Origin of the sequence: Actinopolyspora sp. BKK2 (assembly GCF_011291845.1) — a bacterium.
Taxonomy (GTDB): Bacteria; Actinomycetota; Actinomycetes; order Mycobacteriales; family Pseudonocardiaceae; genus Actinopolyspora; species Actinopolyspora saharensis.
This window is the reverse complement of the sequence record NZ_JAANTE010000007.1, coordinates 139,404-161,388: the sequence shown is the minus strand read 5'-3', so window position 1 is coordinate 161,388 and position 21,985 is coordinate 139,404. Positions and strand designations below refer to the sequence as shown.

13 protein-coding genes are annotated in these 21,985 nt (G+C 70.8%); 4 read left to right on the top strand and 9 right to left on the bottom strand.

The window, feature by feature from the left end; genetic code table 11:
- The first annotated feature begins 252 nt into the window (after positions 1–252).
- From G9Q41_RS15785 to G9Q41_RS15775, 3 genes are all read left to right on the top strand, one after another.
- Positions 253–5,490: a type VII secretion system-associated protein gene (locus G9Q41_RS15785; protein ID WP_165633198.1), complete on the top strand. Its 5,238-nt coding sequence runs from the start codon at positions 253–255 to the stop codon at positions 5,488–5,490.
- Between the two features lie 208 nt (positions 5,491–5,698).
- A complete protein-coding gene (locus tag G9Q41_RS15780) occupies positions 5,699–7,999 on the top strand; it encodes an ADP-ribosylglycohydrolase family protein (RefSeq protein ID WP_242687518.1) in 2,301 nt (766 codons plus the stop codon).
- Between the two features lie 78 nt (positions 8,000–8,077).
- Positions 8,078–8,854 carry an enoyl-CoA hydratase-related protein gene (locus tag G9Q41_RS15775; protein ID WP_165633199.1) on the top strand — a complete coding sequence of 259 codons (777 nt, stop codon included), beginning with the start codon at positions 8,078–8,080 and terminating at the stop codon, positions 8,852–8,854.
- A 109-nt stretch (positions 8,855–8,963) separates the two neighbouring features.
- Here the strand turns inward: G9Q41_RS15775 and G9Q41_RS15770 are convergent, their stop codons facing one another.
- The 7 genes from G9Q41_RS15770 to aceA all read right to left on the bottom strand — a co-directional run bounded on the left by G9Q41_RS15770 (position 8,964) and on the right by aceA (position 16,740).
- Positions 8,964–9,341, bottom strand: a complete 378-nt coding sequence (locus G9Q41_RS15770) for a barstar family protein (protein ID WP_245695744.1) — start codon at positions 9,339–9,341, stop codon at positions 8,964–8,966.
- A gap of 353 nt (positions 9,342–9,694) precedes the next feature.
- A complete protein-coding gene (locus tag G9Q41_RS15765) occupies positions 9,695–9,979 on the bottom strand; it encodes a hypothetical protein (RefSeq protein WP_165633200.1) in 285 nt (94 codons plus the stop codon).
- A 174-nt stretch (positions 9,980–10,153) separates the two neighbouring features.
- Entirely contained in the window at positions 10,154–11,044 is an 891-nt protein-coding gene (gene mmsB / locus G9Q41_RS15760; RefSeq protein WP_165633201.1) for a 3-hydroxyisobutyrate dehydrogenase, read from the bottom strand.
- Between the two features lie 55 nt (positions 11,045–11,099).
- Complete coding sequence (locus G9Q41_RS15755; RefSeq protein ID WP_165633202.1) at positions 11,100–12,158, bottom strand: enoyl-CoA hydratase/isomerase family protein; 1,059 nt, start codon at positions 12,156–12,158, stop codon at positions 11,100–11,102.
- Entirely contained in the window at positions 12,155–13,336 is a 1,182-nt protein-coding gene (locus tag G9Q41_RS22415; RefSeq protein WP_092523300.1) for an acyl-CoA dehydrogenase family protein, read from the bottom strand. The genes G9Q41_RS15755 and G9Q41_RS22415 overlap by 4 nt, the downstream gene beginning before the upstream one ends.
- A 182-nt stretch (positions 13,337–13,518) precedes the next feature.
- On the bottom strand, positions 13,519–15,018 hold the full coding sequence (locus G9Q41_RS15745; RefSeq protein WP_165633203.1) for a CoA-acylating methylmalonate-semialdehyde dehydrogenase: 1,500 nt from the start codon (positions 15,016–15,018) through the stop codon (positions 13,519–13,521).
- Between the two features lie 399 nt (positions 15,019–15,417).
- Positions 15,418–16,740 carry an isocitrate lyase gene (gene aceA / locus G9Q41_RS15740; RefSeq protein ID WP_165633204.1) on the bottom strand — a complete coding sequence of 441 codons (1,323 nt, stop codon included), beginning with the start codon at positions 16,738–16,740 and terminating at the stop codon, positions 15,418–15,420.
- Between the two features lie 116 nt (positions 16,741–16,856).
- On the opposite strand from aceA, the gene G9Q41_RS15735 reads away from it, so the two are divergent.
- The gene (locus G9Q41_RS15735; RefSeq protein WP_165633205.1) at positions 16,857–18,329 is read left to right on the top strand and encodes an XRE family transcriptional regulator; all 1,473 of its coding nucleotides are present in this window, start codon (positions 16,857–16,859) and stop codon (positions 18,327–18,329) included.
- Between the two features lie 373 nt (positions 18,330–18,702).
- On the opposite strand, the gene G9Q41_RS15730 is transcribed toward G9Q41_RS15735, so the two are convergent.
- Together G9Q41_RS15730 and G9Q41_RS15725 are read right to left on the bottom strand one after the other, a co-directional pair.
- Complete coding sequence (locus tag G9Q41_RS15730) at positions 18,703–20,382, bottom strand: BCCT family transporter (protein WP_242687516.1); 1,680 nt, start codon at positions 20,380–20,382, stop codon at positions 18,703–18,705.
- 514 nt (positions 20,383–20,896) lie between these two features.
- Entirely contained in the window at positions 20,897–21,877 is a 981-nt protein-coding gene (locus tag G9Q41_RS15725) for a LysR family transcriptional regulator (RefSeq protein WP_347567572.1), read from the bottom strand.
- Between the last annotated feature and the right edge of the window lie 108 nt (positions 21,878–21,985).

Here is a 21,985-nt window from a genome sequence, read left to right as displayed (position 1 = left end):
TTCACGTTTGGTAAACAGGATATACCGATCTTCATTCCAAAAGGTCATGAGACAGTAACGGTCGTGCAGTGACGCACGGAACCGATCGCTTATCGAGTCGCGTCCGATCGTCACGCCCGATCGGGCGCGTTCCACGGGGAGATCGCCTCCGACGGACGACGGGGCTCCCCGGGCACGCCGACGAACTTGACACGGGAAGCAGCGGGGGAGATGAGCAGTCAGCAGCCGAGCCGACCGGCTATTACACCCGCGATGCGGGAACAGGCAGCGCAACAGCCGAACAGCTGGCTGTACGTGGTGGATCCGATCTTCACCGACCCCAACGCGGAGGTGCCGCCGTGGGGTTTCATAGGCGGGTTCCGCGTGGACGAACGCGGACAGCTCACGGAGGAGTTCTCACCGAACCCGAACTACCGCCCCTCCCCCGTGGCACTGCGGCTGCCCGCTCCGGCCAACGACGTGGAACGGGCCCTGCAACTCACGAGCACCGGTTACGCGCCGGGGCAGACCCTGCTGGGGGCGCTGCTGGAGGCCGAGCTCATCCTGTTCGCGCAACCGCAGGGCGACGGCCTGTTCACCCTCGAGCACCACTCCGGCCGCAAGCAGCTCCAGGTCTTCACCTCGGAGGCGCAGCTTCCGCAGAACTGGACCAGCTGGCAACGCATGACCGGGCGTTCCCTCGCGGGAATGCGCCCGGTCGGTGTCGACCTCCAGGTGAACCCCGCCAGCTCGACCAAGGTCCGCGTCCCCTGTGAGGACCTGATCCGGGCCGCCGGTCTTCCCGTGGAGCTCAACGGCTCCCCCGCCAGCCCCGCCGGCGGCACTCCCGCCGAGGTCACCTCCGTCACCGCGCGGGCCGACCTCGACGGCGCCGAGCGCTCCGACGGGCAGCCCCGCAACGCGGCACCCGCCGAAGCCGCGCCGGTGCGATCCCCCGAGAGCACGCCGGAGGCGGAACCTGCTCCCGCGGCGACCACCGAGCGCGAATCGGTCGGCACGGAACCGTTCGGGGACCGCTTCCTCGGGAGCCTGCTGGCCGCGGCGGCCGGGGACGCCCTGGGAGCACCCGTCGAGTTCTACCCGGTGGAGCAGATCAGGAGCCGCTACGGCACGAACGGCGTAACCGACTACGACCGCGGCGGGGAGCACGCGGGGGAGTTCACCGACGACGTGCAGCTGACCCTGTTCGCCCTCGAGGGGATGATCCGCGGGCACGTCGCGGTCCGCTCGGGCGCAGCCACCACTCCGCTGGGGTCGGTCCAGCTGGGACTGCAACGCTGGCTGCACACCCAGGGGTACTCCTGGCAGCGCGCGGCGGGCCCCTTCGCGGAGACCCATCCCGAGCCGGACGGCTGGCTGGTCGAGATCCCCGAGCTCTTCTCGGTGCGCTCACCGGCCAGCAGCAGCATAAGCGCTCTGCGCGAGTTCGTCTCCGCGGGAGCTCCGGGCCGCATCGGCGCCCCGCTGCAGCGCTCCGACTCGCACGGTGGGGTGCTGCGCGCGATCCCGGCCGCGCTGTGGTCGACCGATCCGCGCGAGGTGTTCGAGCTGGCCGCGAGCTGCGCCGCGCTGACCCACGGCTCCCCCGACGGCTACCTGCCCGCGGGGGTGCTCGCCGTGGTGCTGCGTCGACTGCTGGACGGGGAGCGGCTGTCCGCGGCCCTGGACGAGGCCCGCTCGGTCCTCGACGAGCACGCTCCCGACTCCACCACGGAGCAGGCGCTGGCCTCCGCCGTGAGCCTGGCCGAGCACGGGAAACCGACCCCCGAGCGCCTCAAGGATGTGCTCGGGGCGGGTTGGTCGGCTCCCGAGGCGCTGTCCATCGCCGTCTGCGCGGTGCTGAGCACCGAGAGCCTGGCCGGTGCGGTGCTGCTCGCGGTCAACCACTCCGGAGACAGCGACTCGGCCGGGGCGATCTGCGGAGCCCTCGCGGGCGCCGTGTACGGCAGCTCCGCGCTTCCCGGGGTCTGGTTACGGGACCTGCACGCGCGGGAGACGGTCACGAACCTGGGCAAGGACGCGCTGCTGGAGTTCGGGCAGAACCCTCCCGAGGACGAGCAGTGGACCAGGCGTTACCCGGGCGAGGGCGATGTCTCTCCTCTGGAGTTCGGCCCCGCCTTCCCCGGCCCCGAGGCCTTCGCGGCGGACCAGCAACCCCCGCAGGAGCAGGAGGATCCCCAGGAGTCCGCAGCCGCCGAGGAACCGGAGCCCCCGCTGGAGTCGGCGGAGGCCGGGCAGGACGCGGGAGAAGCAGCCCAGCCGGTTGCCCAGGAGGACCAGGCCGACTCCGTGCCGGACGACCCCGGACAGCCCCGGAGCGGGCTGCTCGGTTCGCTGCTGGGTGGAGCCGTCGGCGACGCCCTCGGTTACATCGTCGAGTTCGACTCGCTGCCGACGATCCGGCAGCGGTTCGGCCCGCAGGGGGTCACCGGGTTTCCCGACTCGACGGCCGGTTCGGCCGTGGTCAGCGACGACACGCAGATGACGCTGTTCACGCTGGACGGGATCATCCGCGCCGGTATCGCCCACCGCTCGGACGATCCGGTCGATCCCGGGAAGCTGGTCCAGCACGCCTATCAGCGCTGGCTGCACACCCAGGGGTTCGACTGGAAGGACGCGCGCGCCCCCGGCGACGCCCCCGCCCCGGACGGCTGGTTGATCCGGGTGCGCGAGCTGTTCACCCGACGCGCCCCGGGGACCACGTGCATCCAGGCGCTCCACGGGTTCGCCAAAGGTCGGAGAGCCGGTTCGGTGGACAGCCCGCTGAACGACTCCAAGGGCTGCGGCGGGGTGATGCGCGCGGCGCCTGCCGCGCTGTGGTCCACCGATCCCGCGGAAGTGTTCCGCATGGGGGTGCGCACGGCCGTGCTGACCCACGGGCACCCGAGCGGCTACCTGCCCGCGGGGGCTCTGGCCGTGCTGGTGCGCGTGCTCCTGGACGGCCACACCTTGCGGGAAGCGCTCGACAGGGCGTTGCGCGAACTGTCCACCTGGGACGAGCACCAGGAGACGACGGCCTGCCTCAAGCGGGCCGCGGAGCTCGCGGCCGCCGGGGAAACCGGCCCCGAGGTCATCGCGCAGCAGCTCGGCGGCGGATGGGTCGGCGAGGAGGCGCTCGGCATCGCCGTGCACGCGGCGATGACCCATCCCGATTCGTTCGCCGACGCGGTGCTGCTCGCGGTCAACCACTCGGGCGACAGCGATTCCACGGCTTCGGTCTGCGGCAACATCATGGGGGCGGCGCTGTCCGCCGAGTCCATCCCGCCCGAATGGGTGCGGGCCCTCGAGCTGCGCGAGACGATCGAGCGGATCGCGGCCGACGCCGAGCGCGAGTTCGGTCCCGAACCCCCGGAAGAGCCGGAGTGGTACGAGCGCTACCCGCTCCCCTCCGCCGCGGAGAACTCCGGGGATTCGACGGACGCCGAGGAGGACTCCGCGAGAAGTCGCCCGCGGAGCTGGTTGACCGTACGGCCCCCTGCCACGGAAACCGCCGAGTTCACCGAGGTCACTGCCGCGGACACCACCGGAGCGGAAGCCACTGTCCCGGGGGCGGGGGCAGCCACCGCGGAGCAGGAGGTGTCCGGGCTCGCCCACCCGGGCGGCACGGCCACCGCTGAGGCCGGCGCAGCCGAACCCGTCGCGGGGACCACGGACGAAGCCCACGTTCCGGAAGCCACCGAGCCGGCCCCCGCGACGGAACCCGGGGAGGCCTTCCCGGCAGCGGAGCCGGCGGAAGAAGTCACCACCTCCGGCTCCCCGGAGTCCGCTCCCTCCGCGGTGGAGAGCGCCGCGACCGAATCGCCCGGCGCGGAGCGGGTGAAGCCGACGATCCGCTGGAAGAGCGCTGCCGAGCAGCACGCGGCCGCACTGAGCCCCGCCGAGCGGGAAGACGCCGAGCGGGAGGACGCCGAGCCCGCTTCGACGGCTGGGGACTCCGCGGGCGAATCGCACGGGGCTCGGCAGGAGGAACAGCACACCACCCCCGCGGAGTCCCCGAGCGACGATTCCCCGTCCGAGGAGCCCCAGCCCGAACAGCCCGTGTCCACGGAGTCCGTGTCCGAGGATCCCCAGTCCGCGGAGTCCTCGGACGAGGGCTTCCCACCCGCCGAAGCGGAAACCGCCGAGGCGGGAGCCGCCGAGCACGTCCCGGCCGCCGCTGCTCCCGAGGCCGCCGAAGTCGACGGCGCGGAGCACGACGGCGCGCTGTCCACGACGGAGTCCCGACTGCTGACCGCGTGGCGACGCGTGCAGGAGGGCGGCGAGAACGTCCCGGAGGAGCTCTACGAGGGGTTGCGCGCCCTGGCCGTGGAAGCGTTCGGCTCGGAGGAGGCCCGCAGACTGCTCGGGCAGCGGGACGCGGATTCCGCTGCCCAGGCGGGACTTCCCGGCGAAACACCGCTGAGCCTGGACCTCGACAGGCGGATCGCGGGCTGCGTGCTCGGCACGGCCTGCGGGGACGCGTTCGGGGCCCCGCTGATCTTCACGCGGGCGGACCAGGTGGAGCCCGCGGACCCGGAGAGCGAGCTTCCCGAGGTCTTCGGCGGCCGCGGCAGGGGCAGCGCCGTCACCCAGCAGCTCGTCTTCGTGCTGCACGGTGCGCTCCGGGCGGAGCTTCGGCGGGAGCTGCACGAACCCGGAGCGAGCAGGGTCGAAAGCATACGCACGAGCCTGCGGCAGTGGGTTCGCACCCAGGGGGTCGCGCCGCCTGCTCCGCGAAGCGCGACCTGGCCCGCCACGCTCCCCGAGCTCAACGCCCAGCGGTTCCCCGATCACGCGAGTCTCGCCGCGCTGGCCGGTCCGGCCGAGCACAGCAGCGCTTCGGGCCCGTTGAACCCGCCGAACGCCGCGGACGGTTTCCTCGCCACCGCGCGCGCCGCTCCGCTCGGGCTGTTCGCTCCCGATGTGGGCGAGGCCTTCGCCCTCGGCGCGGAGACGGCCGTGCTGACCCACGGAGGTCCGGACGGGTATCTGCCCGCCGGGGCCCTCGCCGGGCTGGTCAACGTGCTGAGCGCGGAGGTCCCCCTCTCCCGGGCCGTCGAGCGGGTGCTGACCGAACTGGACAAGCACGCGGGCGGGGCGAACACGGCGCAAGCGCTCCGTTCGGCGCTGCGCCTGGCCGAGCGGGGCGAGCCGAACTCCGAGGTGCTGCATCGTCTCGGCACCGGTTGGCAGGCCCCTGGCGCGCTGGGCATCGCGGTGCTGGCCGCGCTCTCCCACCCGGACTCGTGGCAGCGCGCCGTCGCGCTGGCCGGCTCCCACTCGGGGAACAGCTCGGCCACCGCGGCCATCTGCGGTGGACTGCTGGGCGCCGCGCGGGGCGACGACTCGCTGCCCGCGAAGTGGACCGACTCGCTGGAGCTGCGCGAAGTCGTGGACACGCTGCTCGCGGACCGGAGGCGGCTCCGCGAGCTCCCCGCGGACGGGCAGGCTCCGGATTGGACGGTGCGCTACCAGGACGCGGAGACCGCGCGTAACGACGGCGCGGACTGAACCGATGCACCGGTGGGGCGGCCGGTCCGTTGCGACGCTGCCCCCACGTCGCTCGACGGGGGCGAGAACGTCCTCGGCAGTGCACTTCCGGAAGCGACGGGCGGCGTAGGCGGACGAGAGGACGAGCGCCCTGGACGAGAACGAAGCACGATTACTCGCGGTCCTGCGCGCCGGAACGGATCCGGGCGAGGCCGGCCGCGAGCGGAGGTTGCTGACCGTCTGGCGTGGCCTGCTCGCGGATCCGGCGCGGCCCCCGTGGGCCACCGGCTTGCTGCACCGGCTGAGGTCGGCGGAGGAGCCCCCTTCCGAGGGGACGGAACCAGCGCGGGCGGGGCTGTTCGGGAAATTCCCCGAAGCGCGGGGACGGCTGCTGGGGATGCTGCACGGGTGCGCCACGGCCGAGGCGTTCGTCCGCGGGAGCACCGCGGCCACCGCCCGCACCACCGCGGTGCTGTCCGTAGTGGAGTCCCTGGTCCACGCCCACGCGGAGTGGCGGACCAGCGGGGACGCCGACCCGGTCTCGGCCGCCCTCCGGGGGCAGCAGCGTTGGCTGCACTCCCGCGGGCTCGCCTGGCAGGACTGCGTGCCGCACCGTCCGGACGAGACCGAGCCGCGCGGGTGGCTGGCCGCCGACGAGCGGATGCGGACGGCTGGTGAGGGGGATGCGGTGACGCTGACCGCCCTGGCCCGCATCGCGGCGGGTGAGCGCCCCGGTTCCCCGGAAGAGCCCGGCAACGGCGCCGGTTCGGCCGGTGCCGTTCCGCTCGGCGCGGCTGCCGCGCTGTGGGCCGCGGACGCGCACTCCGCGCTCGTGCTGGGTGAGCGCATCGCCGCGCTCACCCACGGCGGGCCGGACGGGCACCGCCCCGCGGGGGTGCTGGCCGCCGTGCTGTTCGCGGTGCTGCGCGGCGAGGATCTGGAGAGCGGTTCGGAGGCGGCCCTGGGGCTGCTGCCGCACGACCGGCCGTGCGAGCAACCGGCCGAGGCCGTTCGGCTGGCCCGGTTCCGCCCGGCCGGACTGGTGCCGAGCCGGAGGAACCTGGAAGCCGCCGCCGACGGGAACACCGGCTCGGGGGCGCTGGCGGTGGCGCTGCGCGCGGCGCTCGGCTGTTCCGGGGACTTCACCGGCGCACTGCGCGTCGCCTCCGACCACGGCGGGGACACCGCGGCCTCGGCGATGCTCTGCGGCCAGCTGCTCGGAGCGCTGCACGGCCCGGAAGTTCTCGGTTCGGGTCCGCACCGCGCGCCGTCCGTGGCGCCGCTGCTCGAACGCGTCACCGCCGAAGCCGCGTCCGAGTTCGGCCCCCGGCCGGAGAACCCACCGCAGTGGACGAACCACCACCCGACCCGCTCGCAGGCGGAAGGTGCGGAGCAGCCGGAGCGAGCGGAGGAGCGGGGGCACGAGCCCGCCGGTGAGGACTGGCAGTCCCGCTTCGTGCAGTGCGTGCGCGGCTGCGCCGCCGGGGAGGCCCTGGGTGGGGCCGTCACCGCGGAGACCTGGCGCGAGATCAGGGACCGCTACGGATCCGAGGGGATCCGGGAGTACGTTCCGGCGGGGTACCCGTCCGGGCGGATCGGCAGCGAGACCCAGCTGCTGCTGTTCACTCTGGAGGGCGTGGTCCGCGCGGGCGTGGCCGGGCGGAGCGGCGACTGCCCGCGGGTTCCGACCCGGCAGGTGCAGCACGCCTGCCAGCGCTGGCTGCACACCCAGCACCTGAGCTGGGCGCGCGCGGCGGGCGAGTTCCTGTCCACCACCCCGGAGCCGGACGGTTGGCTCGTGGAGCAGCGGGCGCTGTTCCAGACCCGCACTCCGGGCAGGACGATGATGCGCACGCTGATCGCCTTCGCCAAGGGGCAGCGCGAGATGGGCGATCCGGAGACCCCGGAGACCGACTCGGACGGCAGCACCGCGCTGCTGCGCGCCGTGCCCGCCGCGCTGTGGAGCGCCGAGGACGCGGAGACCTTCCACGTGGCCGCCGAGCTCGCCGCCCTGACCCACGGTCACCGCGACGTGCGGTTGAGCACGGGCGTGCTGGCGGTGCTGATCGCGCGGCTGCTGCGCGGGGCGAGCCTCTCCGAGGGGATCACCGCCGCGCTGGAGGAGCTGGACGAGCACCCCGAGGGCGGCACCGTCCGCGCCGGGGTGGGCGCGGCGCTCGAACTCGCCGAGTCGGGGGTGGTCCCGCCCGAGCGCGTCGAGAACACCCTCGGAGCCGGGTTCAAAGCGGTGGAGGCCCTCGGGATCGGGCTCTACTCCGCGCTGAGCGCGCACGGGGACTTCGCCACCGGGCTGCGGATCGCCGTCAACCACTCCGGCAACAGCTCCGTGTGCGGGGCCGTCAGCGGCGGGCTGCTGGCGCTGTCCGCTCCCGAGACAGTGGGCGAGCACTGGTTCCTCGAGCTGGAGCTGCGCGAGGCGGTGGAGCGCATGGCCACCGACGCCGCGCGCGAGTTCGGCCCCGCTCCCCCGGATACCCCCGAGTGGTTCGAGCGCTACCCGGCGAGCTGAACCGTCCGGATGGCCGGGGACCGCACCGCGCGCCTCCGCGGTGTCGTCACACGCGCCCGGCGCGGCTAGGCTGCCCGCATGGCCGACGAACTCGTGCATCGCGAAGTGGACAACGGGGTCGCCACGATCACGCTCGACTCGCCGCACAACCGCAACGCGCTGTCCGCGCGACTGCGCGGGGAACTGCTCGAAGCGCTGGACGCCTCCGCGGCGGACGACTCGACGCGGCTGATCGTGCTCGACCACACCGGACCGGTGTTCTGCGCCGGGATGGACCTCAAGGAGTCCCGCTCCGAGAGCGCCGAGAACCAGGGGATCAACGAGGTCCCCCGGCTGGTGGAGCGGATCTGGAACAGCCCGAAACCGGTGGTCGCGAAGCTGGCCGGACCGGCGCGGGCCGGTGGGCTCGGCCTGGTCTCGGCCGCCGACATCGCCGTCGCCGCCGAGGAGGCCACCTTCGCCTTCAGCGAGGTCCGCATCGGAGTCGTGCCCGCCGTGATCTCGGTGACCGTGCTGCCGCTGCTGCGGGCGCGGCAGGCCCACGAGCTGTTCCTCACCGGCGAGACCTTCGACGCGCGCCGCGCGGTGGACATCGGGTTGCTCAACTCGGCGGTGCCCGCCGAGCGGCTCGACACCGAAGTGAACCGCTACAGCGGGATGCTGGCCAAGGGAGCCCCGAACGCGCTGGCCGCGACCAAGGAGATGCTCCGCTCGCCACGCCCCGACGATCTGGAGACGGACTTCGCGAACATGCTGGAGCTGTCGGCCCGCCACTTCGCGAGCGAGGAGGCAGCCGAGGGGATGCGGGCCTTCGCCGAGAAGCGCGCACCCTCCTGGGCGCAGCGCTCCGAATAAGAGAGTGCGCGGCTTGGTCTGCTCGGGTGGTGAAGAGCGGCTCCGCCGCTTGCTCGCCAACCGGCCCATCAGAGTGAGTACTCGTCCAAGCCGCGCGGAGAGCGCTCCGCTACTCGGCGTCCCCGCCCTCGGCGCAGACCGCCCGGAACACGCGCTCACCCGACTCCTGGGCGGCCGCCACCAGCACGGACCCGATCCCGCGGTACGCCTTGGGATCGTGCTCGGCCAGCACGCGGTGGTTCGACCAGACCAGCACGTGCTCCCCGGCGGGCAGCCACGACAGGTCGATCAGGCAGTCGTGCAGCGCGTCCAGATTACGCCCCGCCCACTCCGGGAACGACAGCTCGGCCGCGACCGCGTCCAGCATCATCCGCTTGCTGACTACTTCGGAACCGTCCACCACGTGCGCGAAGGCACCAGCGGACCGCACCTGCCGCACGGCTTCCTCGGTGGTGTCGAACACGGGCAACGGAGCTGGCTCGGGCACCGCGGCTTCCTTCCTCGCGTTCCGCTTCAGAAACCCAACCGGACTCATCATCGACAACCGCGCAATTCGATCTCAACGTCCGCCGACGCGGACGATTCCTTCGCGACCATTCATCAAGATGTTCACGTTCAGATTGTCATAGCTGGTCACTCGGCGGAACCTCTCGTGGGCTCTCGCTGCGGGGCCCCGGCATCGGGCAGCCCCCCGCCCCAACTAACGATCCGATCGAAAAACATCGATCAGACGACATCGACGTGCTCGGCGACCCAGCCGAACACGACCAGAGCGATCATCACAAGCAGCACGAGCGTTATGCGGGCACGCGAATTCACCCTCGCCTCCGGCGGAATCGATCAGGAGTGAACACTGCGCCGCCCCGGCCCGACACGTCGCCATCTCACACCGAGTCCGGACCCCGCCCGTCCGCGAACGTGGCGTTCCCGCCTGCGCAACGGGGGTTCGGCGTCCCGAACCCTCGTCAGCTTGGCCGAGACCTCGTCCGTGATCCGGTCGACCAGGCGAGCGACGAGCCAGCACAGCGGGACGAGCACGGCCAGTACCAGCGTCACCTGGAACGGGTAGGCGAGCATCACGAGCCACGACTCGACCCCGTCCCACAACGCGACCAGTTCGCCCATCACGAGAAGTCAGCGTACCCCGAGGTCTTCGAGAACGTGCGCGGGTGCCCCGGAGCGTCCGCGAGCCCGGTTGCCACCCGCGTGTGGCCGCCCCACCCCGTGATCGGGGAAAACGGCTCCCCGACGGGCGAGCGCCCCGGATGCTCCGGAGAACCCGATCAGCAGGAAGCCCTCCTAGCCCTCGGCCGAGCGCTGCCTGATGGAATCGATCACGGCGCTGAAGTCGTAGCCACCGCCTCCCTCGGAGTTGAACCGCTCGTAGATGTTCGCGGCGAGCCGCCCCACCTCCGTGTCCACACCGCTGCGCTCGGCCGCCGAGACCGCGAGCCCGAGGTCCTTGAGCATCAGCTCGGCGGCGAACCCGGGTTCGTAGTCGTGATCGGCCCTGCTCGTGTCCACCATGCCCGGCACGGGGCAGTTGGTGGTCAACGACCAGCACTGGCCGGTGGAGATCGAGGCGACGTCGTACAGCGCCCGGTGCGAGAGCCCGAGCTTCTCCCCGAGCACGAACGCCTCGGCCACGCCCAGCATCGAGGCCGCCAGCATGAGGTTGTTGCACATCTTGGTGACCTGGCCGTTGCCCGCCCCACCGCAGTGGATCACCTTGCGGGCCATCGGTTCCAGGAACTCCTGCGCGGACCGGTAGGCCTGCTCACCGCCCCCGACCATGAAGGTCAGCGTCCCGGCCTCGGCCCCGGCCGTACCCCCGGAAACCGGCGCGTCCACCGAGTCCAGCCCGACCCGGGCGGCCAGCTCGTGGGCCCGCCGGGAGTCCGCGACGTCCACGGTCGAGGAATCGACCAGCAGCGTGCCCCCGGAAACCGAACCGAGGATCTCGTCGTAGCACTCCAGCAGGTGCTTGCCCCCCGGAAGCATCGTGATCACGGCGTCGGCGCCGTCGACGGCGTCGACGGCCGAGTCCACGGCCGTCGCCCCGTGCTCCGCCGCGCTCCGCAGCACGTCGGACGAAAGGTCGAACCCCCGTACGGTGTTTCCGGCTTTGACCAGGTTCGCCGACATGGGCCCGCCCATGTGTCCCAACCCGATGAATCCGATGACAGCCATGGCCGATCTACCTTTCTCGTGATCCGACACTGTGACCACCGAGGGGCACCGGACCTCAGCCGGAGAGACCGAGATCCCCTCCGGTGGGACGTTCGAAGAAGGCGGCGACGCGTTGCTCGTCGACGTCCTCCAGCCGGGCAGGCGACCAGGAGGGATCGCGGTCCTTGTCCACCAGCGTCGCGCGCACCCCCTCGACGAAGTCGCCTAGGTGGGTGCACGCCAGCGAGACGCGGTACTCCTGGTCGAGCACCTCCTCCAGCGAGCCCAGCCCGCGCGCGGCGCGCAGCGCGCTCAGGGTGACCTTCAGCGAGGTCGGCGACTTGGTCGAGATCGTCCGGGCCGCTTCCTGCGCCGCCTCCTCGGGGCGCGCACGCAGCCCCTCCAGGATCTCCTCCACCGAGTCGCGCGCGTAGACCTCGTCGATCCACTCGCGCGCCTCGCCCAGCTCGGAGCGCGGGGGCGTGGTGGAGTACTTCTCCAGGGCTGCCTCCACGTCGCCCGCCCCGAGCGCGGAGATCAGTTCCCCGAGGTCGTCGCTCGCGACGTAGTGGTCGGCCAGCCCGCAGTGCACCGCGTCGGCCCCGCTGACCGGAGCACCGGTCAGCGCCATGTGCGTGCCGAGCTCGCCCGGAGCGCGCGAGAGCAGGTGGGTGCCGCCGACGTCGGGGACGAACCCGATCCCCACCTCGGGCATGCCCACCTTGGAGCGCTCGGTGACCACGCGGTGCGAACCGTGGGCCGAGACCCCGACGCCGCCGCCCATGCAGATGCCGTCCATGATTCCCACGACCGGCTTCGGGTAGCGCGCCAGCGCGGCGTTCATCCGGTACTCGGCCGCCCAGAACGTCTCGGTGAGCTCCGGTTCGTCCGCCTTGATCGCGTCGTACATCGCGCGGATGTCCCCGCCTGCGCACAGCCCGCGCTCACCGGCGCCCTCGATGAGCACCGCGCGCACCCTGTCGTCGGTGCGCCACTGGTCCAGCGCGGTCAGCACCGCCCGGACCATGTCGTAGGTCAGCGAGTTCAGGGCCTTCGGCCGGTTGAGCGTGATCCGCCCGAGCGCTCCCCACACCTCGAACAGCACCTGCTGCTCGTCGTTCTCCTGGCTCGTCATGAAACAGACTCCAACAGTCCACGGGAAATGATCAGCCGCATGATCTCGTTCGTGCCTTCCAGGATCTGATGCACCCGGAGATCACGTACGATCTTCTCCAATCCGTACTCGGAAAGGTATCCGTAACCCCCGTGGATCTGAAGGGCTTCGTTGGCCACGTTGAAACCGCCGTCGGTGGCCAACCGCTTGGCCATGGCGCACAGCCGGGTGGCCTCGGAGTCACGGGCGTCGAGCGCGGCGGCAGCCCGCCACAGCAGGGTGCGGGCCGCCTCGAGCTCGGTGGCCATGTCGGCCAGCTTGAACCGCAGCGCCTGGAAATCGCCGATCCGCGAGCCGAAGGCCCTGCGCTCCGCGGCGTAGCTCGTGCTCAGCTCCAGCGCCTTCCGCGCTCCCCCCAGGGAGCAGGCCCCGATGTTGAGCCTGCCGCCGTCCAGGCCGGACATGGCGATGCGGAAGCCGATCCCCTCCTCGCCGAGCCTGTTGCGCGCCGGAACCCGCACGTCGGTGAACACGACCTGCCTGGTCGGTTGGGCGTTCCAGCCCATCTTGCGCTCCTCCGGGCCGAAGGAGATCCCCTCGCTGCGACCGTCGATCACCAGCGTGGAGATGCCCTTCGCCCCGGGCTCGCCCGTGCGCACCATCACGACGTAGACCCCGGCGTGGCCGCTTCCGGAGATGAACTGCTTCACTCCGTTGACCACGTAGTCGTCCCCGTCGCGCACGGCCCTGGTCTTCAGGGCGGCCGCGTCCGAGCCCGCGTCCGGTTCGGTGAGGCAGTAGCTGCCCAGCCTGCGCATCGAGCACAGCTCGGGCAACCACTCGGCGCGCTGCCGCTGGTCGCCGTAGGCGTCGATCATCCAGGCGACCATGTTGTGTATCGAGACGTAGGCCGCGATCGTGGGACAGCCGGTGGCCAGCTCCTCGAAGATCAGCGCGGCGTCGAACCGGCTGAGTCCGCTGCCGCCGTACTGCTCGGCGACGTAGACGCCGCCCATGCCGAGCTCACCCGCCTCGCCCAGCACGTCCACCGGGAAGTGCTTCTGCCGGTCCCACTCCTCCGCGTGGGGGGCGATGCGCTCGGCGGCGAACTCGCCCGCGGTTTCCCTGATCGCTCGCTGGTCCTCCGTGAGGGAGAACGGGGACGGCGGGGTCTCTGCCGATGCGACGGAAGCGGTCACTTGGTACTCCTGCTCGATCGGGAACGCCGGTTCGCGGCTTCGTTTCCTCGCGTCTCGCCGGGCACGCCCCGCGGGGCACCGGCCGTGGCCGCTCGTGGAACCGGGCGGGATCACCCCCGATTCCGCGAGCGGAGGAGCGTCGACTCACCCGCCGACCACCGACCAACCGCGCGGAGCGCGCGTCAGTGCATCGTCGGAATGGTGAAGCTGGCGTCCTCCTTGCGCCCGGAGGGCCAGCGGGAGGTGACGGTCTTGGTCTTGGTGTAGAAGCGGATGGAGTCGGGGCCGTGCTGGTTCAGGTCCCCGAATCCGGAGCGCTTCCAGCCGCCGAAGGTGTGGTAGGCGATCGGCACGGGGATGGGCACGTTGATGCCCACCATCCCGGTGTTCACCCTTCCGGCGAACTCGCGCGCCGAGTCCCCGTCCCTGGTGAATATCGCCACCCCGTTGCCGTACTCGTGCTCGCTGGGCAGGCGCAGCGCCTCCTCGTAGTCGGCGGCGCGCACCACCGACAGCACCGGCCCGAAGATCTCCTCCCGGTGGATCCGCATCTCGGGGGTGACGTTGTCGAACAGGGAGGGCCCGAGGAAGAAGCCGTCCTCGTGCTCCGGCATCCGGAACCCGCGACCGTCGACCAGCAGGTCGGCGCCCTCCTGAACACCGAGCTCGATGTAGTCCTCGACCTTGCGCTTGGCCTGCTCGGTCACCAGCGGGCCGAAGTCCGCGGACTCGTCGAAGCTCGTGCCGATCCGCAGTCGCCGGACCCGTTCGCTCAGCTTCTCGACGAGCGCGTCGGCGGTGGGCTGGCCGACGGGCACCGCCACCGAGACGGCCATGCAGCGCTCCCCCGCCGAGCCGTAACCCGCCCCCACCAGCGCTTCGACCGCCTGGTCCAGGTCGGCGTCCGGCATGATGATCATGTGGTTCTTCGCGCCGCCGAAGCACTGCGCGCGCTTGCCGTGGGCGGCGGCGGTCGAGTAGATGTACTCGGCGATGTCGGAGGAGCCGACGAAACCAACGGCCTCGATCTCGCCGTGGGTGAGCAGCGCGTCCACCGCCGTCCTGTCCCCGTTGACCACGTTCAGCACGCCCGGGGGCAGCCCCGCCTCGACGAACAGCTCGGCCAGGCGCAGCGGCACGGAGGGGTCGCGCTCGGACGGCTTGAGCACGAAGGAGTTGCCGCAGGCGATCGCGGGGGCCGCCTTCCACAGCGGGATCATCGCCGGGAAGTTGAACGGAGTGATGCCCGCGACGACGCCGAGCGGCTGCCGCATCGAGTAGACGTCGATGCCGGTGCCCGCTCCTTCGCTGTACTCCCCCTTGAGCAGGTGCGGGATCCCCGCTGCGAACTCGACGACCTCGAGACCGCGCTGCACGTCGCCGCGCGCGTCCGGGACCGTCTTGCCGTGCTCGGAGGCCAGCAGCCGCGCCAGCGAGTCCATCTCCTCGTTGCACAGCTCGAGGAACCTCATCAGGACCCGTGCCCTGCGCTGGGGGTTCCAACTCGCCCACTCGCGCTGCGCCTCGGCCGCGCCGCGCACGGCCGCGTCCACCTCCTCGGCGGAGGCGAACGGCACCCTGGACCGGACGGTTCCCGTGTTCGGATCGAAGACCTCGCCCCGGTTCCCCGAGGTCCCCGCGACGCGTTTGCCTCCGATGAAGTGCTCCAGCTCGTTGGTCATTCCGCTACGCACCCTTCCCCTGGGCCGCTCGCCCGCTTCCACCAATAGGAAGACAAACTTTTGGTGGCCCAATCATTCATCGATCGCGCCACCTCGCAACAGGGTGTTCTACGTCACAACACGATCGTGTGAGCCAAGAAGGCGGACCGGAAGACTCCGGGAAAGTTCGCGCCACGGCCGATGGGCCTCGCCGGGCGACCCCGGTACACACGAGCGTGGGCGGGAACCCGCCGATCCGGGTTCCCGCCCACTCGCACCATCGCGATCATCACACCCCGCCACAGGGCCGCTGGTGCGTCTCGGGTGAACGCCTGCCCACCGAGGCGTTCACAGTTCTCGTGAAGTCGGGAGATGAGAAGTTCCGTCCCGGCGCTCAGGCGCGGGAGCGGCCGCCTCGACTCAGAACTGGGCCGCTTCGGTGGACCCGGACAGGGCGGTGGTCGAGGACTCGGGGTTCACGGCCATGCTGATCCGGTCGAAGTAGCCGGTGCCCGCCTCGCGCTGGTGCTTCGTCGCGGTGTAGCCGTCCTTCTCCGCCGCGAACTCCTTCTCCTGGAGGTCGACGTAGGCGGCCATGTCGTCCGTGGCGTAGTTCTTGGCCAGGTCGAACATGCTGTGGTTCAGCGCGTGGAAGCCGGCCAGCGTGATGAACTGGAACTTGTAGCCCATCTGGCTGAGCTCCCGCTGGAACTTGGCGATGGTGCTGTCGTCCAGGTTCTTGCGCCAGTTGAAGGAGGGCGAGCAGTTGTAGGCCAGCATCTTGTCCGGGTACTGGGCCTTGATCGACTCGGCGAACTTCCTGGCCACGTCCAGGTCGGGAGTCGAGGTCTCCATCCAGATGAGATCGGCGTAGGGCGCGTAGGCGAGGCCGCGCTCGATGCACGGCTCGAGGCCGTTGTTGACCTTGTAGAAGCCCTCGGAAGTGCGCTCGCCGGTGACGAACTTCTGGTCCCGCTCGTCCACATCGCTGGTCAGCAGCGTGGCCGCCTGCGCGTCGGTGCGGGCCACGACCAGCGTCGGAACTCCCGCGACGTCGGCGGCCAGCCTGGCCGAGTTGAGCGTCTTGACGTGCTGGCTGGTGGGGATGAGCACCTTGCCCCCGAGGTGGCCGCACTTCTTCTCGGAAGCCAGCTGGTCCTCCCAGTGCACCCCGGCGGCACCCGCCTGGATCATGCCCTTCATGAGCTCGTAGGCGTTGAGCGCACCGCCGAACCCGGCCTCGGCGTCGGCGACGATCGGGGCCAGCCAGTGCCGGTCCTCCTGCTCCACCTCGGAGGCCTCGGGGTCCAGCGCCTCGGACCAGGCGACCTGGTCGGCCCGCTTGAGGGCGTTGTTGATCCTGCGGACCACCTGCGGGACCGAGTTGGCGGGGTACAGGCTCTGGTCCGGGTAGGTCTCGCCCGCGAGGTTGGCGTCGGCGGCGACCTGCCAGCCCGACAGGTAGATGGCCTGCAGCCCCGCGCGGACCTGCTGGACGGCCTGGTTGCCGGTCAGCGCGCCGAGAGCGTGGATGTAGTCGTTGTCCCGCAGCAGCTCCCACAGGCGCTCGGCGCCCAGCCGCGCCAGCGTGTTCTCCTCCTGCACGGAGCCGCGGAGGCGGATGACGTCACTGGCGGAGTAGGTGCGCTCGACGCCCTTCCAACGCGGGTTCGTCTCCCAGTCGTGCTGGAGGTCCTTGGCTGCCTGCAGGGCCTGTTCGCGGATACCGGGTTGAGGGCTCATGGCTTTCACCTTTCCGATCGCTTGCGGCCTGTTGAGCCCAGTGTTGGTGCTGCATCAAGAAAAAACGAGGAGATACCGAGACAAAATTTTCGGTTTTTTCTGCTACAGTAAAGGACATGTCGGAGTTCACAACCGAGTCCGCGGAAGAAGCGGGAACTTTCTCCACGGAGCAGGACCTGCTGGTGTTCGGCCAGCGGCTGCGTCACATGCGCAAGGCTGCGGGGCTGACCCTCTCCGAGCTGGGCAAACGCGTGGACCGAGCCCCCTCGCAGCTCTCGCTGCTGGAGAACGGGCACCGCGAACCCAAGCTCTCGCTGCTCAGATCGCTGGCCACGGCGCTCGGCAGCACCGTCGACGAACTGCTGTCGAAGAAACCGCCGAACAGGCGCGCCGAGCTGGAGATAGCCGTGGAGCAGGCACAGCTCGACCCGCTGTACCAGCAGCTCGACGTTCCACCGCTGAAAGTCACCAAACGGGTCCCCACCGAGGTGCTGGAGCACGTGCTGGCGCTGTACGAGGAGCTGCGCCGCAGGGAGACCAAGCGGGTCGCCACCCCGGAGGAGGCCCGCGCGGCCAACGCCGACCTGCGCAGCATGATGCGCGAGCACGGCAACTACTTCCCCGAGATCGAGAAGTCGGCGGACGGGATACTGCACCGCGTCGGGTACCACGGGGGGCCGCTCTCCGAGGGCCTGATCCAGTCCATCGCGACCCATCTCGGATACGGCCTGCGGTTCGTCACCGACCTGCCCCGCTCCGTGCGCTCGGTCACCGACCTGCGCCACAGGAGGATCTTCCTGCGACGCGAGTCCCTGGGCATGCACAGCCCGCGGACGATCCTGCTGCAGACCCTGGGGCACCTCACCCTGGGGCACCGGCAGCCGCGGGACTTCGCGGACTTCCTGCGCCAACGCGTCGAGGCGAACTACTTCGCCGCGGCCGTGCTGATCCCGGAGAGCTCGGCGGTGCCCTTCCTCCGGCAGGCCAAGGCCGACCGCGACCTGGCCGTGGAGGACCTGCGCGACGTCTTCTCCGTCTCCTACGAGATGGCCGCGCACCGCTTCACCAACCTGGCGACCCAGTACCTGGACCTGGTGTGCCACTTCGTGCGCAACGACGAGACCGGGATCATCTACAAGGCCTACGCCAACGACGGGCTGGAGTTCCCCGCCGACCCCACCGGAGCCATCGAGGGGCAGCGGATGTGCCGGTACTGGGCGGGCAGGCAGGTCTTCACCTCACCCGACCGCTACTCCACCCACTACCAGTACACCGACAAGCCGGGGGCCACGCACTGGTGCGTCGCCCACGTCGACCCCAGCCGAGGGCGCGACTTCGCGATCACGCTGGGCGTGCCCTACACGGAATCGCGCTGGTTCCGGGGACGCGAGACCACGAACCACTCCAAATCGGGCTGCCCGAACGGGGAGTGCTGCCAGCGCCCTCCGACCGAACTGGCCAACCGCTGGCAGGGCATGGTCTGGCCGTCGGCCCGGGCGCACTCGCACGTGCTCTCGGCGCTGCCCTCGGACACCTTCCCCGGTGTGGACGAGGCCGACGTCTACGCGTTCCTGGAGTCGCACCAGTGACTCCAGCAGCGCCCTTCCCGAGCGCTGCTGCCCGCCCCGGGCTGGGAGGGGACGGCAGCGCTCGAGGCGGCGCCGGTCGAGCCGGTCCCGATCGGCCGACCGCCGATCGGGACCGCCTCCACGCGGGGCTTTCATCGAACCGACGTGATGGCCCGTGCGCCGGAGCCGCGGGGAGAAGGCGCTCCCGCGCCCGCCTCGGCGGACGACTCGCCCCTGGTCTCCTCGGCCACAGCACACACGCCACCAATCCGAGCACGGTGATCCCGGCTCGGCGGCACTCCGCGACACCCGGTCACCGAGGCACCGAACCGATCCGGCACGACCGGATCCGATCACCACGAACACCGCGAACAGCAGTGGTCACCCGCGGCGCTCACGCGAGGTGCACGCGCTCGTCGGGACGCTGCTCGTCCCCGACCGCCCGGTCCTGCCGCTCCGCCGGCCGCTCTCCCGGGGCTGCCGGATCTTCCGAGGCTTCAGGGCCTTCCGGGGCTTCCGGGTCACCGGCCTCGGTGGTCCGGCCGCGCGCGTCCCCCTCCACGCGAGGACTGCGCTCCTTCGACAGGGTCTTGAAGAAGGCCACGCAGATGCCGAGCAGCACGAGCGCGAACGGTGCCCCGATGAGCACCGAGGCCTTCTGGAGGGCGCCGAGCCCACCGGAGACCAGCAGGACGGCAGCGACACCGGCCAGCAGGAGTCCCCAGAGGAGTCGCACCCAGACCTTGGGGTCCGGGGAGCCGCCGCTGGACAGCTCGCCCAGCACCACGGTGCCGGAATCGGCGCTGGCCACGAAGAACACCCACAGCAACACCAGCGTGATGATCGCCAGGAGGATGGGCAGCGGGTACTCCTTGATGAACACGAACATGCCCGCGGCCGGGCTCTGCGCCACGGTTCCGGCGATGTCGGAGGCCTGCCCGTTGCGAGCCAGCTGCAGCGCCGCTCCGCCGAACACGGCGATCCAGATCATGCTGACGATGCTGGGAGCGAGCACGGTGGCTCCGACGAACTCGCGGATGCTGCGTCCGCGGGAGATGCGCGCCATGAACATCCCCACGTACGGTGCCCAGGCGATCCACCAGGACCAGTAGAAGACGGTCCAGCTCCCCAACCACTCCGTGTTGATGTCGAACGCGTCCAGCCGGAAGCTCATCGGAACGATGTTGGTCAGGTAGTTGCCGATGCCCTCGGTCAGGACGTTGAGCTGCACGACGGTCGGGCCGACCACGAAGTAGAAGATCAGCAGCAGCGGGGCGATGAGCATGCTGATGTTGGCGATCCACTTGATGCCGTGCTCGATCCGCGTCGTCGCCGAGATCATGAACGCCGCAGTGGTCAGGCCGAGGATCGCGAGCTGCACCCACACCCCGGTGGGCAGTCCGAAGGTCTCCCCGAGTCCCGCCGTCAGCTGCAGTCCCGCCTGCCCCAGGGCGACGGCGATGCCGAACACCACCGCCAGCACAGCCAGGACGTCGAGCGCCTTGCCCAGCGGACCGTCGACGCGGTCACCGAGCAGCGGCCGGAAGATGGCGCTGATCAGGGCCTTCTCCCCCTTGCGGTGCGTGAAGTAGGCCACGGCCAGCCCCGCGGTGGCATAGATCGCCCAGGGGTGCAAGGCCCAGTGGAAGAAGGAGTACTGAATGGCCAGTCCGGCGGCCTCCTGTGAACCCGGCTCGGCCAGGCCGAACGGAACGTTGTCGTAGTGCGACAGCGGTTCGGCCAGACCCCAGAAAATGATGGCAGGCCCCATGCCCGCCTGAAACATCATGGCGAACCAGGAAAGACGACCGAAATCGGGCTTGTCGTCGTCCTTGCCGAGTTTCGTCCTGCCGTACCTGCTCAGTCCCAGGTAGATCACGAACACGAGAAAAACGTTCGCCGCGAGCAGGAAGAACCAGCTCATATCCGAGACCACGTAGCCGAAAACCCTGTTGGTGACGACGCCGAAGTTGTTCGGCGCCAAGGCACCCCACAGCACGATCAGCGCCGTGATCACGACGGAGACGAAGAAAACGACTCCGACCGCGGGGCGGTTCTTTTTTGAAGTTTGCATAGGAATCACTGTCTTCAATGTCGGGGACATGCGGACGGAGCGGGCGCTGTGCGCGGCCTCCGGAGTCACGACGCCGGACGTGCGCGGCGCGCTCGGACTCGACGGAGCGTTCGGGCAGTTCGTGGCCGGATCGCCGCCCGCCGCGAACGATCTCGAACGTCGTTCACAGCGCCCAATCGACCGGTCGGTCGAACGCCCCACCCGCTCCGAAAAACACCGAGAACGCCATTCCACACCTCCCTTCCTTCCGCGGCCTCGCCACCGCGGAAAAGCACGATCGGGACCCATCGGAAGAATCCCGGATCAGGACGGCCGGCCCCGTAATCGCCGTTTCGGTATCCTGATCGATGTCATCCCGGATCGGGGTTCGCGAACCCCTCGGTCCATCGATCCTCTCGCCGTTGAGAAGACACGCGGTTCCGAGCCGGAACGTCGCGCGTTCCGACGCGGAACGATTCGTTCCACTTCGCGGCGCGGGGTCGACCGCGCCTCGCGGCCCTGCCGGGCCGCGGCACTACTCGCGGGGGGCCTCGTCGCCCCGCCCGCGCCGCACGAGCTCCTCGACCAACCGCACGAACTCCGCAGCCGAGGGCGAAAGCGGGCCACGACGCCAGAACAGCACCCCGCGCCGGATCACCCGCGGACGCAGCGACATGATCGTGGCCCCCTGCTTTCCGGCCTCAGCGGCCATCGAAGCGGGCAGCAGGGTGGCCCCCGCTCCGGCGAGCACGCTCGGCACGATCATGGCCTGGTGCGCGGTCTCCACCATCACGTTCGGGCCGCCTCCCCGGGTACCCACGGTCTCCTCGATCACCTCGCGGGTGGCCGTTCCCTTGGGAGTGCTCACCCAGTCCAGCTCGGCGAGATCGGCCGGGGTCAGCTCCGCGCGCTCCGCCGGTGCCGCCGAGGCGGGCAGCACCGCCTGGATCTCCCTGCCGGGCAGCACCATGCTGGCGAGGTCCTCCAGCACCTCCTCCGTCGAGTCGACCATGCCGAGCTCGCACTCGCCCGCTCGCACGGCCGCCGTCACGTCCCAGCCGAGCTCGGGGTCGGCGATGTGCACCGCCACCTTCGGGTGCGCGCGCAGGAACGATCCGACCAGCTCCGCGAGCGGGTCCACCGCCAGCGTCGTCTGCGCGACGATGTCCAACCTCCCGCCTGCCAGCCCGAGCACCTCGCGCACCGACTCACTCGCCGTACTCAGATCACGCATCACCTGGCGCGCGGGCTCGATCAGGGCCTCGCCCGCAGGCGTCAGGGCAATCCCCTGGGGGAGCCGGTGAAAGACCCTGCCCCCGAGCCGGTTCTCCAACGTCGCGATCGCGTGCGACAACGAGGGCTGCGCGATGCGCAGCGTCTGCGCCGCCGCGGTGAAGCTCCCGCACTCGGCTATGGCCAGGAAGTACTCTAGCTCCCTGCGCTCCATGCATCCGACCTTCCACTCGCCGTGCTCGTCGACCGGCAGGACCCTGCCTCCCGGACCGGGACCGCTCACGGGGCGCCGCGCCCGCGGGGACCACCACGGCGGGGTCCCGCGGGCACGGCGCGAGCCGCCCGAGCGTCCACCGCGGACGACGCGGTCGACGCACCGGGCGAAGCGCCG